General features: G+C 63.1%; 19 protein-coding genes and 1 tRNA gene. 13 read left to right on the forward strand and 7 right to left on the reverse strand.

All coding sequences use genetic code 11. The features are described from left to right. Positions 1-3: 3 nt before the first annotated feature. The 5 genes from RQH14_RS17345 to RQH14_RS17365 all read left to right on the forward strand — a co-directional run bounded on the left by RQH14_RS17345 (position 4) and on the right by RQH14_RS17365 (position 4,332). Positions 4-1,110 carry a prephenate dehydrogenase gene (locus RQH14_RS17345; RefSeq protein ID WP_311214387.1) on the forward strand — a complete coding sequence of 369 codons (1,107 nt, stop codon included), beginning with the start codon at positions 4-6 and terminating at the stop codon, positions 1,108-1,110. Then, positions 1,110-1,823: a (d)CMP kinase gene (cmk, locus tag RQH14_RS17350; RefSeq protein WP_089594473.1), complete on the forward strand. Its 714-nt coding sequence runs from the start codon at positions 1,110-1,112 to the stop codon at positions 1,821-1,823. Before RQH14_RS17345 ends, cmk begins: the two co-directional genes overlap by 1 nt. Further along, positions 1,813-2,556, forward strand: a complete 744-nt coding sequence (locus RQH14_RS17355) for a lysophospholipid acyltransferase family protein (RefSeq protein ID WP_311214388.1) — start codon at positions 1,813-1,815, stop codon at positions 2,554-2,556. The genes cmk and RQH14_RS17355 overlap by 11 nt, the downstream gene beginning before the upstream one ends. 10 nt (positions 2,557-2,566) lie before the next feature. After that, entirely contained in the window at positions 2,567-4,117 is a 1,551-nt protein-coding gene (gene der / locus RQH14_RS17360; RefSeq protein WP_089594474.1) for a ribosome biogenesis GTPase Der, read from the forward strand. Positions 4,118-4,258: 141 nt separating this feature from the next. Next, a tRNA-Pro gene (locus RQH14_RS17365) sits at positions 4,259-4,332 on the forward strand. Positions 4,333-4,448: 116 nt separating this feature from the next. Here the strand turns inward: RQH14_RS17365 and RQH14_RS17370 are convergent. Then, complete coding sequence (locus RQH14_RS17370) at positions 4,449-4,895, reverse strand: MarR family transcriptional regulator (protein WP_311214389.1); 447 nt, start codon at positions 4,893-4,895, stop codon at positions 4,449-4,451. A 171-nt stretch (positions 4,896-5,066) separates the two neighbouring features. On the opposite strand from RQH14_RS17370, the gene RQH14_RS17375 reads away from it, so the two are divergent. After that, on the forward strand, positions 5,067-6,275 hold the full coding sequence (locus tag RQH14_RS17375; protein ID WP_311214390.1) for an MFS transporter: 1,209 nt from the start codon (positions 5,067-5,069) through the stop codon (positions 6,273-6,275). Between the two features lie 69 nt (positions 6,276-6,344). Here the strand turns inward: RQH14_RS17375 and RQH14_RS17380 are convergent, their stop codons facing one another. Beyond that, a complete protein-coding gene (locus RQH14_RS17380) occupies positions 6,345-6,926 on the reverse strand; it encodes a hypothetical protein (RefSeq protein WP_311214391.1) in 582 nt (193 codons plus the stop codon). A 118-nt stretch (positions 6,927-7,044) separates the two neighbouring features. On the opposite strand from RQH14_RS17380, the gene gcvH reads away from it, so the two are divergent. The 5 genes from gcvH to RQH14_RS17405 all read left to right on the forward strand — a co-directional run bounded on the left by gcvH (position 7,045) and on the right by RQH14_RS17405 (position 10,115). Continuing rightward, positions 7,045-7,431, forward strand: coding sequence for a glycine cleavage system protein GcvH (gene gcvH / locus RQH14_RS17385; protein WP_311214392.1), 387 nt, complete (start codon positions 7,045-7,047; stop codon positions 7,429-7,431). A 138-nt stretch (positions 7,432-7,569) separates the two neighbouring features. Beyond that, positions 7,570-8,046, forward strand: coding sequence for an FHA domain-containing protein (locus RQH14_RS17390; RefSeq protein WP_089594479.1), 477 nt, complete (start codon positions 7,570-7,572; stop codon positions 8,044-8,046). Positions 8,047-8,066: 20 nt separating this feature from the next. Further along, positions 8,067-8,783, forward strand: coding sequence for a MerR family transcriptional regulator (locus RQH14_RS17395; RefSeq protein WP_311214447.1), 717 nt, complete (start codon positions 8,067-8,069; stop codon positions 8,781-8,783). Beyond that, complete coding sequence (locus tag RQH14_RS17400) at positions 8,783-9,286, forward strand: bifunctional nuclease family protein (protein WP_026548570.1); 504 nt, start codon at positions 8,783-8,785, stop codon at positions 9,284-9,286. The genes RQH14_RS17395 and RQH14_RS17400 overlap by 1 nt, the downstream gene beginning before the upstream one ends. A gap of 235 nt (positions 9,287-9,521) precedes the next feature. Then, complete coding sequence (locus tag RQH14_RS17405) at positions 9,522-10,115, forward strand: MerR family transcriptional regulator (RefSeq protein ID WP_089594480.1); 594 nt, start codon at positions 9,522-9,524, stop codon at positions 10,113-10,115. A 108-nt stretch (positions 10,116-10,223) separates the two neighbouring features. On the opposite strand, the gene RQH14_RS17410 is transcribed toward RQH14_RS17405, so the two are convergent. Continuing rightward, on the reverse strand, positions 10,224-11,033 hold the full coding sequence (locus tag RQH14_RS17410) for a ParA family protein (protein WP_311214393.1): 810 nt from the start codon (positions 11,031-11,033) through the stop codon (positions 10,224-10,226). 302 nt (positions 11,034-11,335) lie between these two features. Here RQH14_RS17410 and RQH14_RS17415 point away from each other — a divergent pair, with 302 nt between their 5' ends. After that, positions 11,336-14,731 carry a pyruvate carboxylase gene (locus RQH14_RS17415; protein WP_311214394.1) on the forward strand — a complete coding sequence of 1,132 codons (3,396 nt, stop codon included), beginning with the start codon at positions 11,336-11,338 and terminating at the stop codon, positions 14,729-14,731. 65 nt (positions 14,732-14,796) lie between these two features. On the opposite strand, the gene RQH14_RS17420 is transcribed toward RQH14_RS17415, so the two are convergent. After that, positions 14,797-16,608 (reverse strand): long-chain fatty acid--CoA ligase, encoded by a 1,812-nt coding sequence (locus RQH14_RS17420; protein ID WP_311214395.1) that lies wholly within the window; start codon positions 16,606-16,608, stop codon positions 14,797-14,799. Between the two features lie 186 nt (positions 16,609-16,794). Between RQH14_RS17420 and RQH14_RS17425 the strand changes: the two genes are divergently transcribed. Then, complete coding sequence (locus tag RQH14_RS17425) at positions 16,795-17,853, forward strand: ROK family protein (protein WP_311214396.1); 1,059 nt, start codon at positions 16,795-16,797, stop codon at positions 17,851-17,853. Between the two features lie 30 nt (positions 17,854-17,883). Here the strand turns inward: RQH14_RS17425 and RQH14_RS17430 are convergent, their stop codons facing one another. From RQH14_RS17430 to RQH14_RS17440, 3 genes are read right to left on the reverse strand one after another with little or no spacing between them, the layout of a single operon-like run. Then, positions 17,884-18,432, reverse strand: a complete 549-nt coding sequence (locus tag RQH14_RS17430) for a hypothetical protein (protein ID WP_311214397.1) — start codon at positions 18,430-18,432, stop codon at positions 17,884-17,886. After that, entirely contained in the window at positions 18,419-19,222 is an 804-nt protein-coding gene (locus RQH14_RS17435) for an alpha/beta fold hydrolase (protein WP_311214398.1), read from the reverse strand. Before RQH14_RS17435 ends, RQH14_RS17430 begins: the two co-directional genes overlap by 14 nt. Beyond that, complete coding sequence (locus RQH14_RS17440) at positions 19,219-20,007, reverse strand: alpha/beta fold hydrolase (RefSeq protein WP_311214399.1); 789 nt, start codon at positions 20,005-20,007, stop codon at positions 19,219-19,221. The genes RQH14_RS17435 and RQH14_RS17440 overlap by 4 nt, the downstream gene beginning before the upstream one ends. Positions 20,008-20,057 lie beyond the last annotated feature (50 nt).

Below are 20,057 nucleotides of genomic sequence, written 5' to 3' on the forward strand. Positions count from 1 at the left end.
GGCATGTCGGCATTCGGTACGCACGGCCGGGGCCATCTTGATGGCCCGGTCGTCGTTCTCGGTACAGGCCTGCTGGGGGCCAGCATTGGCCTCGGCCTGCGCGGCCGCGGCGTTCCGGTCTTCCTGTCCGATCCTTCGCCCACCAATCAGGCGGTCGCTGTGGATATCGGAGCGGGACGGCCGTTGGGCGAGTTGGGCGAAGAACCCCAGCTGGTAGTTGTCGCGGCTCCGCCGGACGTTACCGCCGACGTCGTGCAGAAGGCCTTGGCGGACTACCCGTCCGCCGTCGTGGTTGACATCGCGAGCGTGAAAGCGACCATTCAGGCGCAGCTGCGCGAGCGTGGTGTGGACCTGACCCGCTATGTGGGGACGCATCCGATGGCCGGCCGTGAGAAGTCAGGTCCAGTTGCTGCACGGGGTGAGCTTTTCACCTCCATGCCGTGGGTAGTTTGCCCGTCCGAGGAAACCTCGGATGGGGCGGTTCAGGCTGCCCGCTCGCTGGCCGGGGATCTTGGGGGCATCGTCTCCCAGTTCACGGCGGACGAGCACGATGAAGCTGTGGCACTGGTATCGCATTTGCCCCAGATCATGTCTTCCCTGCTGGCCAGCCGGCTGCAAGGCACGCCCCTGCATGCCCTTTCCCTGGCGGGCAACGGGCTTCGCGACACCACCCGCATCGCCGCCAGCGATCCCACCCTTTGGGTGCAGATCCTGGGCGGCAATGCGGAGAAGGTGGTTTCCATCCTGCACGGCGTCCGCGAAGACCTGAACCGCTTGATCGGAACGCTTGAAGAGCCGCTGGCGCCCGGCGCCCGGCTGGATCTTGCGCAGTTGATCAGTGAAGGCAATGCAGGGCAGGCGAGGATCCCGGGCAAGCACGGCGGACCTCCTCAGGCCTACTCGTGGCTCACCATCCTGGTGGACGACAAACCGGGCCAGATCGCTCACCTCCTCACGGAGATCGGCGAGATTGGCGTGAACCTCGAGGACCTCCGGCTTGATCACTCCTCGGGACAAAACGTGGGCATGGTGGAGCTCTCCGTGCTTCCCAGCAAGCACGACCTCCTTGTTGAAGCTTTGACTGACCGTGGATGGCGGGTACTCCAGTAATGACGCGTGAATTTTTTGGACCGGAGACGGTAGCCCGCCCGGGCAAGCCGCTGGTGATTGCCATCGACGGCCCTTCCGGATCGGGTAAATCCAGCGTCAGCAAGGAAGTTGCCCGGCGCTTGAAGCTGGCTTACCTGGATACGGGCGCCATGTACCGGGCCCTGACCTGGTACTGCCTCAAAACAGGCGTTGACCTTCAAGACGGCGCAGCAGTGGAGCAGGCTTCCAAGGCCATGCCTTTGGAGATCAGCACAAGCACCGCTACGGAGTATGTGGCAGTGGATGGCACCGACGTCACGGACGAAATCCGGGATCCCTTGATCTCCTCGTCCGTCAGCGCTGTTGCTACTACGCTCGGTGCCCGCACCGAGCTCATCCGCCGCCAACGCGAGCTGATCGACCAGCACCACCACCGCATGGTGGTCGAAGGCCGCGACATCACCACCGTCGTCGTGCCCAATGCCGAGGTCCGCATGCTCCTGACGGCCAGCGAGGAAGCCAGGCTTCGGCGCCGGGGTATTCAGCTGGGTGGCACCCAGAGCAAAGAACAGTTGGCAGCCCAGGTCATCCAGCGTGACGCCAAGGACTCCACGGTGGTGAACTTCACCCAGGCGGCTGACGGTGTGGTGACGCTCGATTCCTCGGACCTGAACTTTGAGGAAACAGTGGAGACCGCCTTGGCGATCGTCAGCAAGGTGATCTATGGCGACTAAGGAACAAGGACACGGGCTTCCCGCTCCGTGGACCAAAGTGTGGAGCCGCCCCGTCGGGTGGTTCCTCGATCACGTCATTTACCGGACCGTCGTGACGGGCAAGGGCAACATTCCTGCCGGCGGACCGGTGATTTTCGCTGCGAACCACATCAGCTTCCTTGATGGTCCCGTGATGTTCGGCGCCTCCCCGCGGTCCATGCACATCCTCGTCAAGAAGGAGATGTTCAGGGGTTTCCTTGGATCTGTCCTGCGGGGATCCGGACAGATTCCGGTGGACCGTACGGGGGACCGCGCCGCCCTGCACCTCGGCAAGCAACTGCTCGACGACGGCCGCTGTGTCGGGATTCTTCCGGAAGGCACGCGGGGGAGCGGTGCAGCCGAAAGCATCAGCAACGGGGTTGCCTGGCTTGCCATCAACTCCGGAGCAACAGTCATACCGGTCGCCATCCTCGGAACCCGCCAGGGCGACGAGCACCGCGACCATATCCCCAAACCACGCCGCAAGCTCCACGTGAGCTTCGGCGAACCCATTACGGTGAAGCGCCGGAAGGGCGAACCGGGGCGTGCTTCAATGGACAGGGCGGCTGCGGAAATCCGTGAAGCCCTGGCCGATCACGTCCAGGATGCCATCCGGGCCACAGGCCAGGGCCTTCCCCAGGATCCTGCGCCCGGAGAATCCACTCCGCAGCACCGCCATACAGCAGTAGCCGGGACGCCGGCAGACCACCCCTAAGGAAAGTGCAATGAGCGATACGACTCAAAAATCCGGCCTCCACGGAGCCGGCGACGACGAATACACGCCCACCGGCACCGACCAGGTGGCTGAAAACCTGGCTGCCCTGGACGATGACGAGGCCGAGCTCCGCGCGGCCACCCTCCGGGCCGGCTTGGACGACTACGATCTCGACGACGAAGATGCCGCACTTCTCAGCGGCGAATACGGCGACGAAGGCGACGAAGGTCCCCTCAAGCTGGACCCGGTCCTGGCCATCATCGGCCGCCCGAACGTGGGTAAGTCCACGTTGGTCAACCGCATCCTGGGCCGCCGCGAAGCCGTTGTCGAGGACACCCCGGGTGTTACCCGCGACCGCGTGATGTACTCGGCCCGCTGGAATGGCCGCAACTTCACCTTGGTTGACACCGGTGGATGGGAGCACGATGCCAAGGGCATCCATGCCCGCGTAGCCGAGCAGGCCGAGATGGCTGTTGAGCTTGCTGACGCCGTTCTCTTCGTGGTGGATTCCGCCGTTGGCGCCACGGCCACGGACGAAGGCGTCATGAAGATGCTCCGCAAGAGCAAGAAGCCGGTCATCATGGTGGCCAACAAGGTGGACGACTTCGCGCAGGAAGCTGACTCCGCAACGCTGTGGGGCCTGGGCTTCGGCGAACCGTACCCGGTGTCGGCACTGCACGGACGTGGCGTCGCCGACCTCCTGGACCACGTCATGGATACCCTTCCCGAGTTCTCCCTGGTGGAAGGCGTCGAGCGCTCCGGCGGTCCGCGCCGTATCGCCTTGATCGGCCGCCCGAACGTTGGCAAGTCCTCGCTGCTGAACAAGCTCGCAGGCTCCGAGCGCGTCGTTGTAGATCCGCTGGCCGGTACAACGCGTGATCCTGTGGACGAATTCATCGAACTTGGCGACCGCACCTGGCGTTTCGTGGACACCGCAGGTATCCGCCGCCGCCAGCACATGGCCCAGGGCGCTGATTTCTATGCTTCCCTGCGTACGCAGGCCGCGCTCGAAAAGGCGGAGGTCGCCGTCGTGCTTCTTGCGGTCGACGAGGTCCTCAGCGAGCAGGATGTCCGCATCCTCCAGCTGGCGATCGAATCCGGCCGTGCACTGGTCCTCGCCTTCAACAAGTGGGACCTCCTGGACGACGAACGCCGCCGCTACCTGGAGCGCGAGATCGAGCAGGACCTGGCGCACGTTGAGTGGGCGCCCCGCGTCAATATCTCGGCCAAGACCGGCTGGCACAAGGACCGTCTGGTTCCTGCCCTGGACATTGCACTGGAGAGCTGGGACCGCCGCATCCCCACGGGGCGCCTCAATGCGTTCCTGGGCGAGCTCGTCGCTGCGCACCCGCACCCGGTCCGTGGTGGCAAGCAGCCCCGCATCCTCTTCGGCACCCAGGCTTCCAGCCGCCCGCCGAAGTTCGTGCTCTTCACCACCGGGTTCCTGGATCCCGGATACCGTCGCTTCATCACGCGTCGCCTCCGCGAAACATTCGGCTTCGAGGGCACGCCCATCGAGGTCAACATGCGCGTTCGCGAGAAGCGTGGCAAGAAGCGCTAAGTGAGACGGGCATCACAGCCGAGTTTGGCTGTGATGGCGTCTCCGACCTCCAACTTCGTGTAAGCTTTTGGAGGTGGTTCGGCCGGACTGCTTAGGTGGGACTCTTCGGAGGAAAACTTAGGCGGAGAACGGTGGAACCAGCGGGCTGTAGCGCAGCTTGGTAGCGCACTTGACTGGGGGTCAAGGGGTCGCAGGTTCAAATCCTGTCAGCCCGACAATGAAGGACCGGAATCACGCGGAAACGCGGGATTCCGGTCCTTTTTTGTTTCCGGCTTTGTTCGTTTCACCCGGCGTTCAGCGGCGGGTGAAACGAACGAGGCCGGGGAAAAGGCTAAACCCTTTGCAGCGCGCCGAGTGCCCGCACCAGTGGTTCAAGCTCCGGGACGGATTCGGCGGCCTCAAGGGCGGAGGCCAGCGTCTCATCATGCACAGGCTTGGCGGCCTCGAGCAGTTTCTGGCCGGTCACTGTGAGCTCGGTGTAGATGCCACGGCGGTCGTCGGCGCACAGGATCCGTGTGAGGAGGCCGCGGTCCTCCAGTCGGTTGACCAGGCGGGTGGTGGCACTGCTGGACAGGGCGGTGGCGCGGGCCAGCTGCTGCATCCGCATATGCCAGCCGTCTTGTCGGCTCAGGGCATCCAGCACCGTGTACTCCACTACCGACAGGTCACTTGAGGCCTGGAGTGCCTTTTCCAGTTCCGCCTCGATGCTTCCGTGCAGGGCGGCAAGGGTCCGCCAACCCTGTGCCCGTACTTCTACGGCGTCATCCTTGATGCCCATTTTTGCTGTGCTCCTGCCTTGATGTCGTGTAGATCGAGACGCCGTAAACTAGTTGCTTGCGCAAGTATCTAGCGTGTGCAACTATATATAGAGCGTCTGCAACTATATTCTACGGTTCCTGGCGGCGCACTTCCACTTCACGCGGGAACCAAACCATCTAAGGAGCTCCACATGCCCGCAGGGTTGATTGCCCTTGCCCTCGGCGGATTCGGCATCGGACTGACCGAGTTCGTGATCATGGGCCTCTTGCCCGATGTTGCCGCCGATTTCCAGGTCAGCGAGGCTTCGGCCGGTTGGTTCATCTCCGGCTATGCCCTCAGCGTCACCGTGGGTGCCCTCCTGGTCACCGCCGCCGTCACCCGGCTGCCGCGCAAGCCCGTTCTCATCGGCCTCCTCGTCTTGTTCATCGCGGGTAACTTCCTGTCCGCAATCGCCGACAGTTATACGTCAATGCTCCTGGGGCGCATAGTGGCCGCGCTCTGCCATGGCGCGTTCTTCGGCATCGGTTCGGTGGTGGCGGCCAGCCTGGTTCCGCCCCACAAGAAGGCCGGGGCCATCGCCATCATGTTTACGGGCCTCACCGCCGCGAATGTCCTGGGGGTGCCGTTCGGAACCTTGCTCGGCCAGAACTTTGGCTGGCGTTCAACGTTTTGGGCTATCACCATCATTGGTGTGATCGCCCTGGTGGGTATCGCGGTCATGGTTCCCAAGGCCTCCACTGAGCCCACCAAGGGACTGCGCAGTGAACTCGGTGCCTTCAAGTCCGGCCAGGTGTGGCTTTCGATTGCCGTGACCGTTCTCGGATTCGGCGGCATGTTCGGCGCCTTCACGTACATCGCGTTCACGTTGACAGAAGTATCCGGATTCGAGTCCGGGGCTGTGCCATGGCTCCTGGTGCTCTTCGGCGGCGGCCTCTTTGCCGGCAACTTCCTGGGCGGCAAAGCTGCCGACAAGGCCCTCGACACCTCGCTCATTGCCATCCTCGCCGGACTGGTCGTGGTGCTGGTCTTCTTTGCACTCACAGCGTCCAGCAGTATTGCCACACTGGTATCCCTTGCGCTGATGGGCGGCTTCGGGTTCGCCACGGTTCCAGGTCTCCAGATGCGCGTCATGCACTTTGCGTCCACTGCACCTACGTTGGCGTCCGGCGCAAACATCGGTGCGTTTAACCTGGGCAACGCCCTCGGGGCGTGGTTGGGCGGCGTGACCATCACCGCTGGCCTGGGCTACACCTCGCCCATCTGGGCCGGTGCCGGCATAACAGTCGCTGCGTTGCTGGTGATGGTCTTCGCTGCCGCGGCCGCCAAGCGTGGGCGAGTTGCGTTGGCTGCTGCAACGCCCGACGTCGAGCGCGAGCCCCGCGAGGCCACCGTCGCCTGAGGTTTGCCGGAAGCAAAAGAAGCCCGCCACGGATTGTTCCGTGGCGGGCTTCGTGTTCTGTGGGTGGGTCTACGCGCTGGGCGCAGGGCCCTGCGTCTCTGTTGCAGCGGTCTTCGCGGCCTTGATGCGTTGGTTCTCCGCTTGCTTCAGGGCCTTCATTTGCTTGCCCCGCCGCCGCCAAAGAGCCCACAGGACTGTGACGGCGATGAATACCACCACTGCGGCAATGGCAGAAACGGCAGTCCAGGTTGTAAAGAAGCCGGCGTCCACGCTCAAAGTCCGCTGGCCCGCATGGGCTGATTCCGTGGTGCCAAAGGCAATGCCGGCCGTCAGGAGGTTCGGGGTGGCGATGGCAACTGCTACCAAAAGAATGGCGATCTTCCACGGCCAGGCGACTGCCTTCCGGGTGGCCTGCCAAGCCACAAGCAGTGGAATGAAGGTGAAAACAAAACCATAGAACATGCCTACCAGGACACTGGCTCCGAGATCCCGCTTGATCTGCCCGGCAATGACATCGGACCACCAGCGGGGGAGAATGGCCCCCAGAATAAAGTAGGCAGCCACAGCGACAAGCAATGCCACCAGGATCAGGATTATTTTGACGCCCCAATTGCGCTTTTTCTGAGCTGGTACTTGTGCTTGTTCAGTCATGGGTCAATCATGGCAGAGACCCCCCTTGGGCGCAGGGGAAATGTGCCTATACTTTCAGCGGTGGCCACCAGCACAGGCCGCCGTCGAGGTTCGTCATTGTCCCGATGAAAGGCCACCCGTGAGCAATATTCCAGAAGAACTTTCCTATACCGCGGAGCACGAGTGGGTTACCGCTCCCGATGCCGAAGGTGTTGTGCGGATTGGTATTACCGACTTTGCGCAGGACGCACTGGGCGACGTCGTCTACGCCCAAATGCCTGAGCCCGGGACAAAAGTCACCGGAAATGAGGTGGTGGGGGAAGTTGAGTCCACCAAGAGCGTCAGCGACATTTACGCTCCCGTGAGCGGCGAGGTCATTAATCGCAATGACGCTTTGGACACCGATCCTGCGCTGATTAACTCGGATCCTTACGGCGAAGGGTGGCTCATGGAGGTCAAGCTCGCAGAAGCAGATGCAGTGGATTCCCTGCTCAGTGCATCAGAGTACGAACAACAGGTAGGCTAAAGTTATCTGGCCCGCCAGGCTGAATTTCCTTAGCAGGAAAAGCGCGACGGCGGGCCAGCAACCGATTTGCCCGGCGGTACCGGGATGCGGAAGTGGCTGGCAGGTATGTGAACTGCCGGCAGATGAGGAGGAAATTCCATGGTTGGCGGCGAACAGAACCAAGCCAATGTCGGGAACGGCGCGGAGGAACAGCCTACGTCGGAGACCACCTCCATCAGCATCACGCCAACGTGGGACGAGCCAAGCATCGCCCCCAAGTTGGCCCCTGAAGAGCGCGCATCCGTGGAAGCACTTCCGCCCAACTCGGCTTTGCTCATTGCCCATAGCGGGCCAAACGCCGGAGCACGGTTCCTTCTGGATGCGGATACCACCACTGCGGGCCGGCACCCGGACGCGGACATCTTCCTGGACGACGTCACGGTGTCCCGCAAGCACGTCCAGTTCCTTCGCACGGCATCAGGCTTCGAACTGGTGGACATGGGCAGCCTTAACGGAACGTACGTCAACCACGACCGCGTTGACCGTGTACACCTGAAGAGCGGCAACGAGGTACAGATCGGCAAGTTCCGGTTGACCTACTACCTGAGCCCTGTCCGCGCAGCAGGCCAAGTCTGACGGGGAACCTGCCTGTGGCTATCGCCCAGCCGGACCGCCGCGGACCGCAGGTCCTGAACATTGGGGAAGTCCTCGCCCAGTTGAGTGACGACTTCCCGGGCATGACTGCGTCCAAGATCCGTTTCCTGGAGGAAAAGGGGCTCATCAATCCCAAGAGGACCGCTGCCGGCTACAGACAGTATTCGGACAGCGACGTCGAGCGCCTCCGTTTCGTCCTTGCGCTGCAGCGCGATCAGTACCTTCCGCTGAAAGTCATCAAGGATTACCTGGATGCCATTGATCGCGGAGAGCGCCCGGAGAATCTGCCACCGGGCATGACTGTGGCGCCTCAAGCTGTCTCGGCCGGAATGGCTGCCGAGATGCAGGGGCGGGCGCGGGCATTGACCGAGGAGCAGCTGCGCTCTGAGTCAGGTGCGAGTGTGCCCTTGCTGGAATCACTCCTGAGCTTTGGGCTGATCAGCCACATCGGCGGGCGCTTCGATGAACACGCCCTCCAAGTGGCGCGGGCCTGCGTGCAATTGGAAGGACACGGCCTCGAACCGCGGCACCTTCGTCCTTTCCAGGCTGCGGCAGACCGTGAGTTCGGCTTGGTGGAGCGGGTCGTAGCGCCTCTGACATCCCGCCGCGACGCCGCATCCCAGGCCCGCGCGGCTGAAGCTGCCCGTGAGATCAGTGAGCTTTGCCTTACCCTTCACAGGGCGCTCGTCCATGATCGCATCTCCCGGATGGACAGTTGATGATCGAAGTCGAAATCGTGGGCGTCCGCATTGAATTGCCGTCCAACCAGCCTTTGGTGCTTCTTCGCGAACTCAATGGCGAACGGCATGTGCCTATCTGGATCGGGACCCCTGAGGCCAGTGCCATCGCCTTGGCCCAACAGGGCGTGGTGCCGCCCCGCCCCATGACTCATGACCTCCTGGTGGACGTCGTGGAATCGCTGGGGCATTCCATCATCAGCGTCAACATCGTTGCTGTTGAGGACAACATCTTCTATGGACAACTGCAGTTCGACGACGGCACTGTGGTCAGTTCCCGGGCTTCGGACGCCCTGGCGCTGGCGCTCCGGGCCAAGTGTCGTATTTGGTGTGCGGACGCCGTGATGGAAGAAGCCGGCGTCAGGATTACCGAACACGACGAAGGTGAGGACTCCGAACCGGATCCCAGCGTGGACGAAGAACGGGAAATGCGCCGTTTTCGTGAGTTCCTGGACGACGTGGAACCCGAAGACTTCGAAGGCTGAGACACCCTAAGCCTAAAGTTGAGGGTGAAAGTTTCGACACGACTGGAAATTGGGGCCGAGGTCTTTGACCTCGGCCCTCGACGGGCCTAACGTCGAAGATATCAAGTTCCCGTTGCATACACTGCCTGCGCAAGTCACACTGGAAGGTGCGGACTTGTGGGAATTACACTGCTGCATTTCAGTGTTGTGCCAGAGTATGCACCGTCCCCAAGGGAACTGAGAACAAGGAGGTCACGTGAGTCCGAAAGGCGAAGCAGGCGAGCTGAAGCAGGCCTCGACCGGCATTGCTGCGCCCGCATCCGGCGCCCAAGGTTTACTCTTCACAGAGGACCTTCCTGTGCTGGACGAGGACGCGGGCTACCGCGGTCCCACTGCATGCAAAGCCGCAGGTATCACGTACCGCCAACTCGATTACTGGGCCCGTACGGGTCTGGTGGAGCCGGCTGTACGCGGCGCGGCCGGATCAGGGTCCCAGCGGCTCTACGGATTCCGCGACATCCTGGTTCTTAAAGTGGTCAAGCGACTCCTTGATACAGGTGTTTCCCTGCAGCAGATCCGAACCGCCGTGGAGCACCTCCGCGAGCGGGGCGTTGAGGACCTTGCGCAGATCACGCTGATGAGCGATGGCGCGAGTGTCTACGAATGTACCTCGGCTGACGAAGTCATTGACCTCGTCCAAGGTGGACAAGGCGTCTTCGGCATCGCTGTTGGGCGCGTATGGCGGGAAGTAGAGGGAAGCCTGGCCGCGCTTCCGAGTGAGCACGCCGTGGAGCAGTCCTTTCCCGACGACGAACTGAGCAAGCGCCGCGTGGCCCGCCGCATCAGCTAGACACCGGCACGCCGCAGCGAAAACTTAAAGAGAAAAAGCCTCTTCCCTTGAGGGAGGAGGCTTTTTCTGTTGCCGAAACTCTGCAGTTGTTCGGCCGTTCTGCTTCTCTTAGCGCTGGCGGCGGTCCCGCAAGGAAGGTTGTCCCGCCAGGAGGCTCTCCAGAAGCGCATCGAACAGCTTGGCGGAGTTCTTGGCCGAATCTCCGGGCCAGTGGTGCACAGCGTGGGCTGCACCCTGGATTTGCTGCCAATTCGCCTGTTCGGGAATGTGGGGAGTCAGCAGCAAGTCACCAAACATGGACTCCATCTCAGACAGGCGGAAGGTGTGCTCTGCGGACCCTGTCCGCACCCGGTTGGCTACGATGCCGGCGGGTGCCAGATGTGGAGCGAACTCCTGCCGGAAGAGTTGAATGGCCCTCATGGTGCGTTCGGTACCGGCAACGGAAAACAGCCCGGGCTCAGCCACAAGGACCACCCGGTCACTGGCGCTCCACGCCATGCGGGTTAACCCGTTGAGGGACGGCGGGCAGTCCACCAGGACCAGTTCGTAGTTGGTGGTGCCGGCCAGTACTGCTGACAGTCTGCGGAGGTCGCGCCGTCCCAGGTCCGGGCGGTCATAGATTCCAGTGAACGCCGACCCTACTGCGACATCAAGGGTGCCGCCGCTGGAACCGTTGGAGACCCAGCTGCTGCCCGCCACGTTTTCCTGGAGCCGGGCCTTACGGGGGCTTTTCAGCATCCGGCCGATATCCAGCTGTGCGCCCGGTTGGACACCCAGTGCCGTGGTGGCGTCGGCGTGGGGATCGAGATCGACCACCAGGGTAGGAATGCCGGCGGCAAGGGCCGCGGACGCCAGACCGGTGGTCACGGACGTCTTTCCCACTCCACCTTTGAGGCTGCTGATGCTGACTACTTGCACTTGAAAACCCAAAACCTAACGCCGGTTGCCGTATCGCGCTGATTCGGCTCCGGAAGCGCCGGAGCCGGGGCTTGCCGAAGCCCCCTCAACATCATATGGTGCATCGCGGCCGAATCCCGCTTTCTACGCGCCCGGCCGCGGGAGACAAGGCAGGCACTAGCATGCCGTCGGATCGCGCGCACGCATATACAGCCCAGATGACGATTCCTTTGTGATGGTTGCCACAAAGATTTGTGTTTGATGCTGGCGGCACTACACACTGTGACCACCGACCGATCCACCCGCAATGATGCAGGAGAAGTATGTTTTCGAAAATTCTGGTGGCCAATCGCGGCGAAATCGCGATCAGGGCGTTTCGCGCTGGTTACGAACTGGGCGCCAAGACCGTAGCCGTCTTTCCGCACGAGGACCGTAACTCGATCCACCGGCAGAAGGCCGACGAAGCTTACCTGATCGGCGAGGTGGGCCATCCCGTCCGCGCCTACCTTGACGTGGAGGAGGTTGTCCGCGTCGCCAAGGAAGCCGGCGCAGACGCCATCTACCCCGGCTATGGCTTCCTCTCGGAGAACCCGGACCTCGCCCGTGCTGCCAAGGCAGCAGGAATTACCTTTGTGGGTCCGCCCGCAGAGGTGCTGGAACTGGCCGGCAACAAGGTTGCAGCACTGGAAGCAGCCCGCAAGGCCGGCGTGCCCGTCTTGAAGTCGAGCAAGCCGTCCAAGGATCTTGACGAGCTCATCGCGGCCGCGGACGTCGTTGGGTTCCCCATCTTCGCCAAGGCTGTCGCCGGTGGTGGTGGCCGCGGTATGCGCCGTGTGGAGACGCGCGAAGCCCTCCCCGAGGCCTTGCAGTCCGCCATGCGTGAGGCCGACGCCGCGTTCGGCGATCCCACCATGTTCCTTGAGCAGGCTGTGTTGCGTCCCCGCCACATCGAAGTGCAGATCCTGGCTGACGCCGAGGGCAATGTCATGCACCTCTTCGAACGTGACTGTTCACTGCAGCGCCGCCACCAGAAGGTGGTGGAAATCGCTCCTGCGCCGAACCTGGATGAGAACATCCGCCAGGCGCTCTACCGCGATGCCGTTGCTTTCGCGAAGGCCCTCAATTACGTCAACGCGGGAACCGTGGAGTTCCTCGTGGACACCGAGGGTGAGCGCGCCGGCCAGCACGTATTCATCGAAATGAACCCCCGTATCCAGGTGGAGCACACTGTCACCGAGGAAATCACGGATGTGGACCTCGTGCAGGCGCAGATGCGCATCGCTTCGGGTGAGACCCTGGCGGACCTTGGACTGAGCCAGGAGACCGTTTCCATCAAGGGCGCCGCGCTGCAGTGCCGCATCACCACGGAGGACCCCGCCAACGGGTTCCGTCCGGACGTCGGAAAGATCACGGGTTACCGCTCTGCCGGCGGTGCCGGTGTCAGGCTCGACGGCGGTACCGTTTACTCGGGTGCCGAGATCAGCCCGCACTTTGACTCCATGCTGGTCAAACTGACCTGCCGTGGCCGGGACTACCCGGCAGCAGTGGCCCGTGCCCGCCGCGGCCTCGCAGAGTTCCGTATTCGCGGCGTGTCCACCAACATCCCCTTCCTGCAGGCTGTCCTTGCGGATCCGGACTTCAACGCCGGCAACGTGGCCACTGACTTCATTGACAAGCGCCCGGAGCTGCTGAAGTCGCACATCTCCGCCGACCGTGGCACCAAGCTGCTCACCTGGTTGGCCGAGGTGACTGTGAACAAGCCGAACGGTGAGCTCACGGTCCACTCGGACCCGGCCAGCAAGCTGCCGGCGATCGAGGGGCCGGTGCCTACCTCAGGTTCGCGCCAGAAGCTGATGGAACTCGGGCCCGAGGGCTTCGCCAAGGCACTTCGCGAGCAGCAGGCCCTGGCCGTCACGGACACGACCTTCCGTGATGCCCACCAATCGCTCCTGGCCACCCGTGTCCGCACCCGTGACCTCGTTGCGGCCGGACCGGCGGTTACTGCCCTGATGCCGGAACTCCTTTCCGTGGAAGCCTGGGGCGGTGCCACGTACGACGTCGCCCTGCGCTTCCTCGGTGAGGACCCCTGGGACCGTCTGGCTGCTTTGCGTCAGGCACTTCCCAATACCTGCCTCCAGATGCTCCTCCGCGGGCGCAACACCGTTGGCTACACTCCCTACCCTGAGGAAGTGACTGAGGCTTTCGTTAATGAAGCAGCAGCCACCGGCATCGATATCTTCCGTATCTTCGATGCCCTCAACGACGTCAACCAGATGGCTCCGGCCATCCGGGCAGTGCGGGCCACCGGAACCGCCGTTGCAGAAGTGGCGCTCTGCTACACGGGCAACCTCCTTGATCCCAACGAGGACCTGTACACCCTTGACTACTACCTGGACCTCGCCCAGAAGATCGTCGACGCCGGTGCACACATCCTTGCCATCAAGGACATGGCAGGCTTGCTGCGTCCGGCTGCAGCCACAAAGCTGGTCACGGCGTTGCGCGAGCGCTTCGACCTGCCGGTACATCTCCACACGCACGACACCGCCGGCGGGCAGCTCGCGACCCTCCTGGCCGCCGTCGAAGCCGGTGTGGATGCTGTTGACGTCGCAGCTGCCTCCCTTGCCGGGACCACCAGCCAGCCTGCCGCTTCCGCCTTGGTGGCAGCCTTGGCCAACACCCCGCGCGACACCGGCCTCAGCCTGACCAACGTCGGCGCCATGGAGCCTTACTGGGAAGCTGTCCGCCGCGTTTACGCGCCCTTCGAATCAGGACTTCCGGGCCCCACAGGCCGTGTCTACCAGCACGAAATCCCGGGCGGCCAGCTGTCCAACCTTCGCCAGCAGGCTATCGCCCTGGGGCTGGGGGAGCAGTTCGAAGCCATTGAGGACATGTACACCGCTGCCGACCGCATTCTGGGCCGGCTGGTCAAGGTGACGCCTTCTTCCAAGGTGGTGGGAGACCTTGCCCTGCACCTGGTTGGCCTGAACGCCGATCCCGCGGACTTCAATGAGAACCCGCAGAACTACGACATCCCGGACTCCGTCATCGGTTTCCTGTCCGGCGAACTTGGAAATCCTCCCGGAGGCTGGCCCGAGCCGTTCCGTACCAAGGCACTCCAAGGCCGCAGCGTCAAGGTCCGCGATGTGGACATCAGCGCCGAAGACAGCGCTGCGCTCAAGGGTGATTCCAAGACGCGCCAGCACACGCTGAACCGTTTGCTCTTCGCGGGCCCCACCAAGGACTACCTGAAGAGCGTGGAGACCTACGGCAACATTTCCGTGCTGGACACCCGGGACTACCTCTACGGTTTCCAGCAGGGCTCAGAGCATGTGATCGAGTTGGAGAAGGGTGTCCGCCTTATTGCCCAGCTTGAGGCCGTGTCCGAAGCCGATGAGAAGGGCATGCGCACGGTGATGTGTACGCTCAACGGCCAGTCCCGTCCGGTGGTTGTCCGTGACCGTTCGGTGGTCAGCAACGTCAAGGCAGCAGAGAAGGCCGACGCTGCCCAGCCCGGCCAGGTTGCAGCCCCGTTCGCAGGTGCCGTGACTGTCACGGTCAAGGCGGGCGACGTCGTCAACGCCGGCGATACCGTGGCCACCATTGAGGCCATGAAGATGGAAGCATCCATCACGACGCCGGTAGCCGGCACGGTCTCACGCCTGGCTATTTCGTCGGTGGAGCAGGTCCAGGGTGGCGACTTGCTGCTGGTGATCGGCTAGCAATCCGCCCATAAAAGTACCCCGTCCGGAAACGTCCGGACGGGGTACTTTTTTGTTGTGGATTTCTACGACGCGCGCGGAGCCGAGTACATTTCCTCGATCACGGCGTCGAAGTCCTTCATGACCTGTGCCCGCTTGACCTTGAGGGACGGCGTGAGGTGCCCTGAGGCTTCGGTGAAGTCCGCCGGGACAATCCGGAACGACTTGATGGCCTCTGCCTGGGACACTGACTGGTTGGCCTTGCTGATGAGTTCCTGGACCGCAGCTTTTACTACTGCGTGGTCTGCGGCCTGGCCCAGCGTGGTGCTTGATGGCAGCCCGTGGCGTTCCAACCAGCCGGGGAGGGCTTCCTCATCCAGGGTGACCAGGGCACCGATGAACGGGCGGTTGTCTCCCACCACCAAAACCTGGGAGACCAGTGCATCAGCGCGGATCTGGTCTTCAAGCAACGCAGGAACCACGTTCTTGCCCCCGGCAGTCACAATGATCTCCTTCTTGCGGCCGGTGATCTTGAGGAATCCGTTGCTGTCCAGCTCACCGATATCGCCGGTGCGGAACCAGCCGTCGGCGAAGGTTTCTGCCGTGAGGTCTTCGCGCTTGTAGTAGCCCCGCATGACGCAGACACCCTTGGTGAGGATTTCGCCGTCGTCGGCTATCTTGACGGAGTTTCCGGGCAAGGGGGCGCCCACGGTGCCAATCCTGATCATGGAGGGCGTATTGACGGAGATCGGCGCTGTGGTTTCGGTGAGACCGTAACCTTCCAGGATCTGCAGGCCGATGCCCTGGAAGAAGTGGCCAAGTCGCTCACCCAGCGGGCCGCCGCCGGACACAGCATGGGCCACCTGCCCACCCATGGCCGCGCGGAGCTTGCCGTAAACGAGTTTGTCGAACACTGCGTGCTTGATCTTCAAGCCGAGGCCCAGGGAACCTGACTCGCGGGCCTTGGAGTAGGCGATCGCGGTGTCCACTGCGCGGTGGAAGATGGCTCCCTTGCCTCCGTCTTCGGCCTTGGTCAGCGCCGAGTTGTACACCTTTTCGAAGACGCGGGGGACAGCGAGGATGAACGTCGGTTGGAAGCTTTGGAGGTCGGCCAGCAGGTTCTTGATGTCCGGGGTGTGGGCTACCTGGACGCCGCCGGCCACTGCAAGCACGGAGATGAACCGTGCAAAGACGTGGGCCAGCGGCAGGAACATGATGGTCTTTCCCGACTCATTGATGATCTCGGGAAGGGACGCGCGGGCATTCTCGGAGAGCTCCACAAAGTTGCCGTGGGTCAATTCGCAGCCCTTGGGCCTGCCGGTGGTGCCAGAGGTGTAGATGATGGTGGCGAGATCGGCCAGGCCAGCGGAGGAACGGCGGGACTCGAGTTCGTCGTCGGGCACCCCTGCACCGGCTGCCCGCAGGGCATCCAGCCCCGCACCCTCAAGCTGCCAAACGTGGGCCACAGAGCTGATGTCCTCGGCTGCCACTGCCTGGCGTATGACGTCCTCGTGGTGTGCTGCTTCGCCGAAGGCTGCCACGGCACCTGAGTCTCCCAGGTTCCAGGCCACCTGGGAGGGAGATGACGTTTCGTAGATCGGCACCGAGACTGCACCGGCGAACCAGATGGCGAAGTCCACCAAGGACCATTCGTATCGCGTCCGGGACATGATGCCCACCCGGTCGCCGGTGGCCACGCCGCTGGCAATCAGGCCCTTTGCCAGGGCCCTGACGTCAGCGAGGAAGTCCTTGGCCCGGATGTCCTGCCACTGCCCATTGCTGTCCAGCTTGGAGAACAACGCTGGGTTTGACGCCTTTTCAGCCTCCCGGATCACGAAGTCCGTGATGTTGGTTTCCGGGGCGATATTGACGAGGGGAGGAACACTGATTTCACGCACGGTAGCTCCTTTGATATCCACGGGCCACGAGGGGCTGCTTTCACTCTAGTATGCCCGCTCGCGGAGGTGTGTCCTATTTCACCTACTGGCGAGTAACTTTACGGATGTGCCGTCATTTCAAGCAACTCGGGGCCTCTCCGACCCGCCGATGCAGGGGCCCGCAGTCCAGCGGAATATGATGATGGGATGCCCGCACTACGGTCCACTTTTCGTGCCAGACCCAAGCCACCGGCCTCAGCATGGAAGGACGTGCCGTGGGCTGCCCGCCGCAGCCATTTGGGCCGTCGCGGCCTGGCGATTGGAATAGACATCGGCGGCACCAAAGTTGCGGCCGGAGTGGTGGACGCCGAAGGGCGGGTCCTCGCCGAAGCCCGCAGATCCACTCCCGGTGCCGACCCCCGGGCCGTGGAACAGACCATCGTGGAGCTGGTGGATGAACTCAGCGCTGAACACCGCGTGGCCTCCGTCGGAATCGGCGCAGCGGGATGGATGGATCTCGACGGCGGGACGGTGCTGTTCAGCCCGCACCTTGCCTGGCGCAATGAGCCCCTCCGGGCCAGCCTGCAGAAGCTGCTGCGGCGTCCGGTCCTCCTGACGAACGACGCCGATGCCGCCGCCTGGGCTGAATGGCGCTTCGGTGCCGGCCAGGGTGAGAGCCGGCTGGTGTGCGTGACGCTGGGTACGGGCATTGGCGGAGCCATGGTCATGGATGGCCGGGTGGAACGTGGACGTTACGGCGTTGCCGGCGAATTCGGGCACCAGATTATCTTTCCCGGCGGACACCGTTGTGAATGCGGGAACCGCGGGTGCTGGGAGCAGTACGCGTCCGGCAACGCCTTGGGTCGCGAGGCCCGCCAACTTGTCCGGACCAACTCACCGGACGGCCGGGCCCTTTTGGAAAAGGCCGGTGGAACGGCAGACAACCTCACAGGGGCAGCCGTTACGGCGTTGGCACTGGAAGGTGATGCGACCTCCCGCGAACTCCTGGCAGATCAAGGCGAATGGCTGGGATTGGGACTGGCCAACCTGGCCGCTGCCCTTGACCCCGGGATGTTCGTGATCGGCGGGGGACTCTGCGATGCCGGGGAATTGCTGGCCGGCCCGGCCCGGGAGTCGTTTGCGAAGAACCTCACCGGCAGGGGGTTCCGGCCCATGGCGGGGATTGAGCTCGCGGCCCTTGGTCCACGTGCCGGCATGATCGGCGCCGCGGACCTTTCACGTGTCAGCGGACGTGCCCACAGCTAAGCCGTTCGCCGCAGAGGGGGGCGTCGGCACTTAGATGCGGGCGCCGTCGTCGTCCTCATTCTTTTCCTGCGGAAGCCGCATGATGAGGAACACCACCGACGCCACAAAAGCGGCAACAATTCCCAGGATCGCAACAAGGGGAGCGGACCGCCAGAACATTGCGGTGAAGAGCAAGGCGATGGGTCCTCCCACTGCACCAACCCACGCCAGCATGGTCAAGGGCTCCGTGCCGGCAAGACTCGGAGGCTCCTCGGGAACGAAGGCGTCATCGTCGTCGTCCTCGACCTCGAAGTCACGTGGTCCCAAGGGGCGGCCGGCACCTTCGGAAGATTCGGGAACCGCGGCCGCTTCAGCGGGCGGTGTGGACAATCCCAAGGGGTCGAAATCCCTGAAGGCCTTGCTGGATTCACGCGGGGGCCTCCCGGCGTCGCCGGGAACCGGGTCCAGGGGACCTGTCGACGGCGGGTTCCCGGCTTCGGAGGTTCCTGTCCCCTCCAACCGGGCCACCAAGTCCAGCCACACGGCGTCGTCGTCCTTGTTGGCGCTCTGATCGGCAGAGTTGGCATCAGGCCTGTTCATGGGCTGTGTCCTTTTCGGGGGAGGGCCCGTGTCCGGCCAGGGTCGCTACGGTTTGTTGAATGAATTCCACGGTACCCGCGAAGATCTCCGGGGCATCGTTGTCAAGAGTCGCCACGTGGTAGCTGTTGTTGAGGTACCTGACGTCCACCGGTGCGTTGACCCGGGCGCGCAGGAAAGCCAGGCTCGCCTCCGAAATCACGTTGTCCACTGTGGATTTGTAGACCTGGACAGGGGAGTGGATGCGGGGCAGGATCGCGGCCGTGTCCTTGTACATCTTCTTCAATTGGTGCGCTGCGGCAACAGGTGTGCGGGCGTAGGCGCCTTCATTCTGGTCCGGTTTGAGGATGTCGTTGGCAATGGCCGGCGTTGTCTTCACCACATACTTAAGAGCAGCGACGATGACCGCCCGTGGATCATCGAGGACCAAACCGGGGTTGACCACCACGGTTCCTGCCACAGGGCGCGTCGCCGCGATGCGCAGCGCCAAAGTGCCGCCCATGGACAGGCCGGTGCTGAAGACGTAGTCGCATTCGGCGGCCAGTTCAAGGTAGGCGTCATCCACTGCGCGGTGCCACTCCTGCCAGGAACGCGTCGCCATGTCCTGCCACGTGGTGCCGTGACCGGGCAGCAAGGGCAGCCTGACCGCATATCCGGCTGCGGCCAGGTGCTCGGCCCACGGCCTGACGCTGTGCGGACTGCCGGTAAAACCGTGGGACATGACGACACCGACGCGGGGGCCTATCCCGTTCCAACTGCTGAGGAACGGCGAGAAATCCGGAAGCATTTTCATGATGACTCTGAGGCTACTCTGTCCCCGGCGTGCTGACGGAAAAACGAGGCTGATTGTTCGAAAATGGTGGGCGCATCGACATCCAGTGTGGCCACGTGGCCGCTGTGCGGAAGCGTCACCACTTTCAAGCGGGAGGACGCAATGTGGCGCTCAATGGCGGCTACGGAACTCGGTGGTATGACACCGTCCACTGAGGACTTGAACACTAATGCCGGAGCCTGCACCGTGGGCAATCCCCGGGTCGCTGCGCGGAAGAGCTTCTTGAGTTCGTGCACTGATTTCAGGGGCGTCTTGGAATAATCGCCGGTCTCAGCCGTGGCCGGGGCCGGCGAGTCCTCCACTATGGGTGTGGTGGTGCGCATGACGTACTTGAGGGCGCCCACATACCTCACGCGCCGGTCATAGAAGCTGAGGCCCGGATTGACCAGGACCAGTCCTGGAACATCATGCAGTGAGGCTACCCGAAGGGCCAGTGCGCCTCCCATGGACAGTCCCGCGACAAAACAGCTCTCGGTCCGAGCGGCGAGGTCCAGATAGCTTTGCTCAAAAGTCCGGTACCAGTCCTGCCAACGTGTGGTCGCGAGATCCTGCCAACTGGTGCCGTGGCCGGGCAGGAGAGGTACGGAAACAGCAAATCCCTGGGAGGCCAAGTACTCAGCCCAGGGGAGCATGCTCAGCGGACTGCCGGTGAATCCGTGGCAGATGGCCACTCCGGTGCTGGCATTGGGGCCGTGCCCGGCATGGTGGAAGGCAAGCGGCGCTGCAGGTGTGTGGCGTTCCGTCATGTGTCCCATCGTGTCACTGTTCCGGACATTTCTCACTGGAGTAGGGTTGC

The organism is Arthrobacter sp. WCS2018Hpa-7, from assembly GCF_031843805.1.
Taxonomy (GTDB): Bacteria; Actinomycetota; Actinomycetes; order Actinomycetales; family Micrococcaceae; genus Arthrobacter.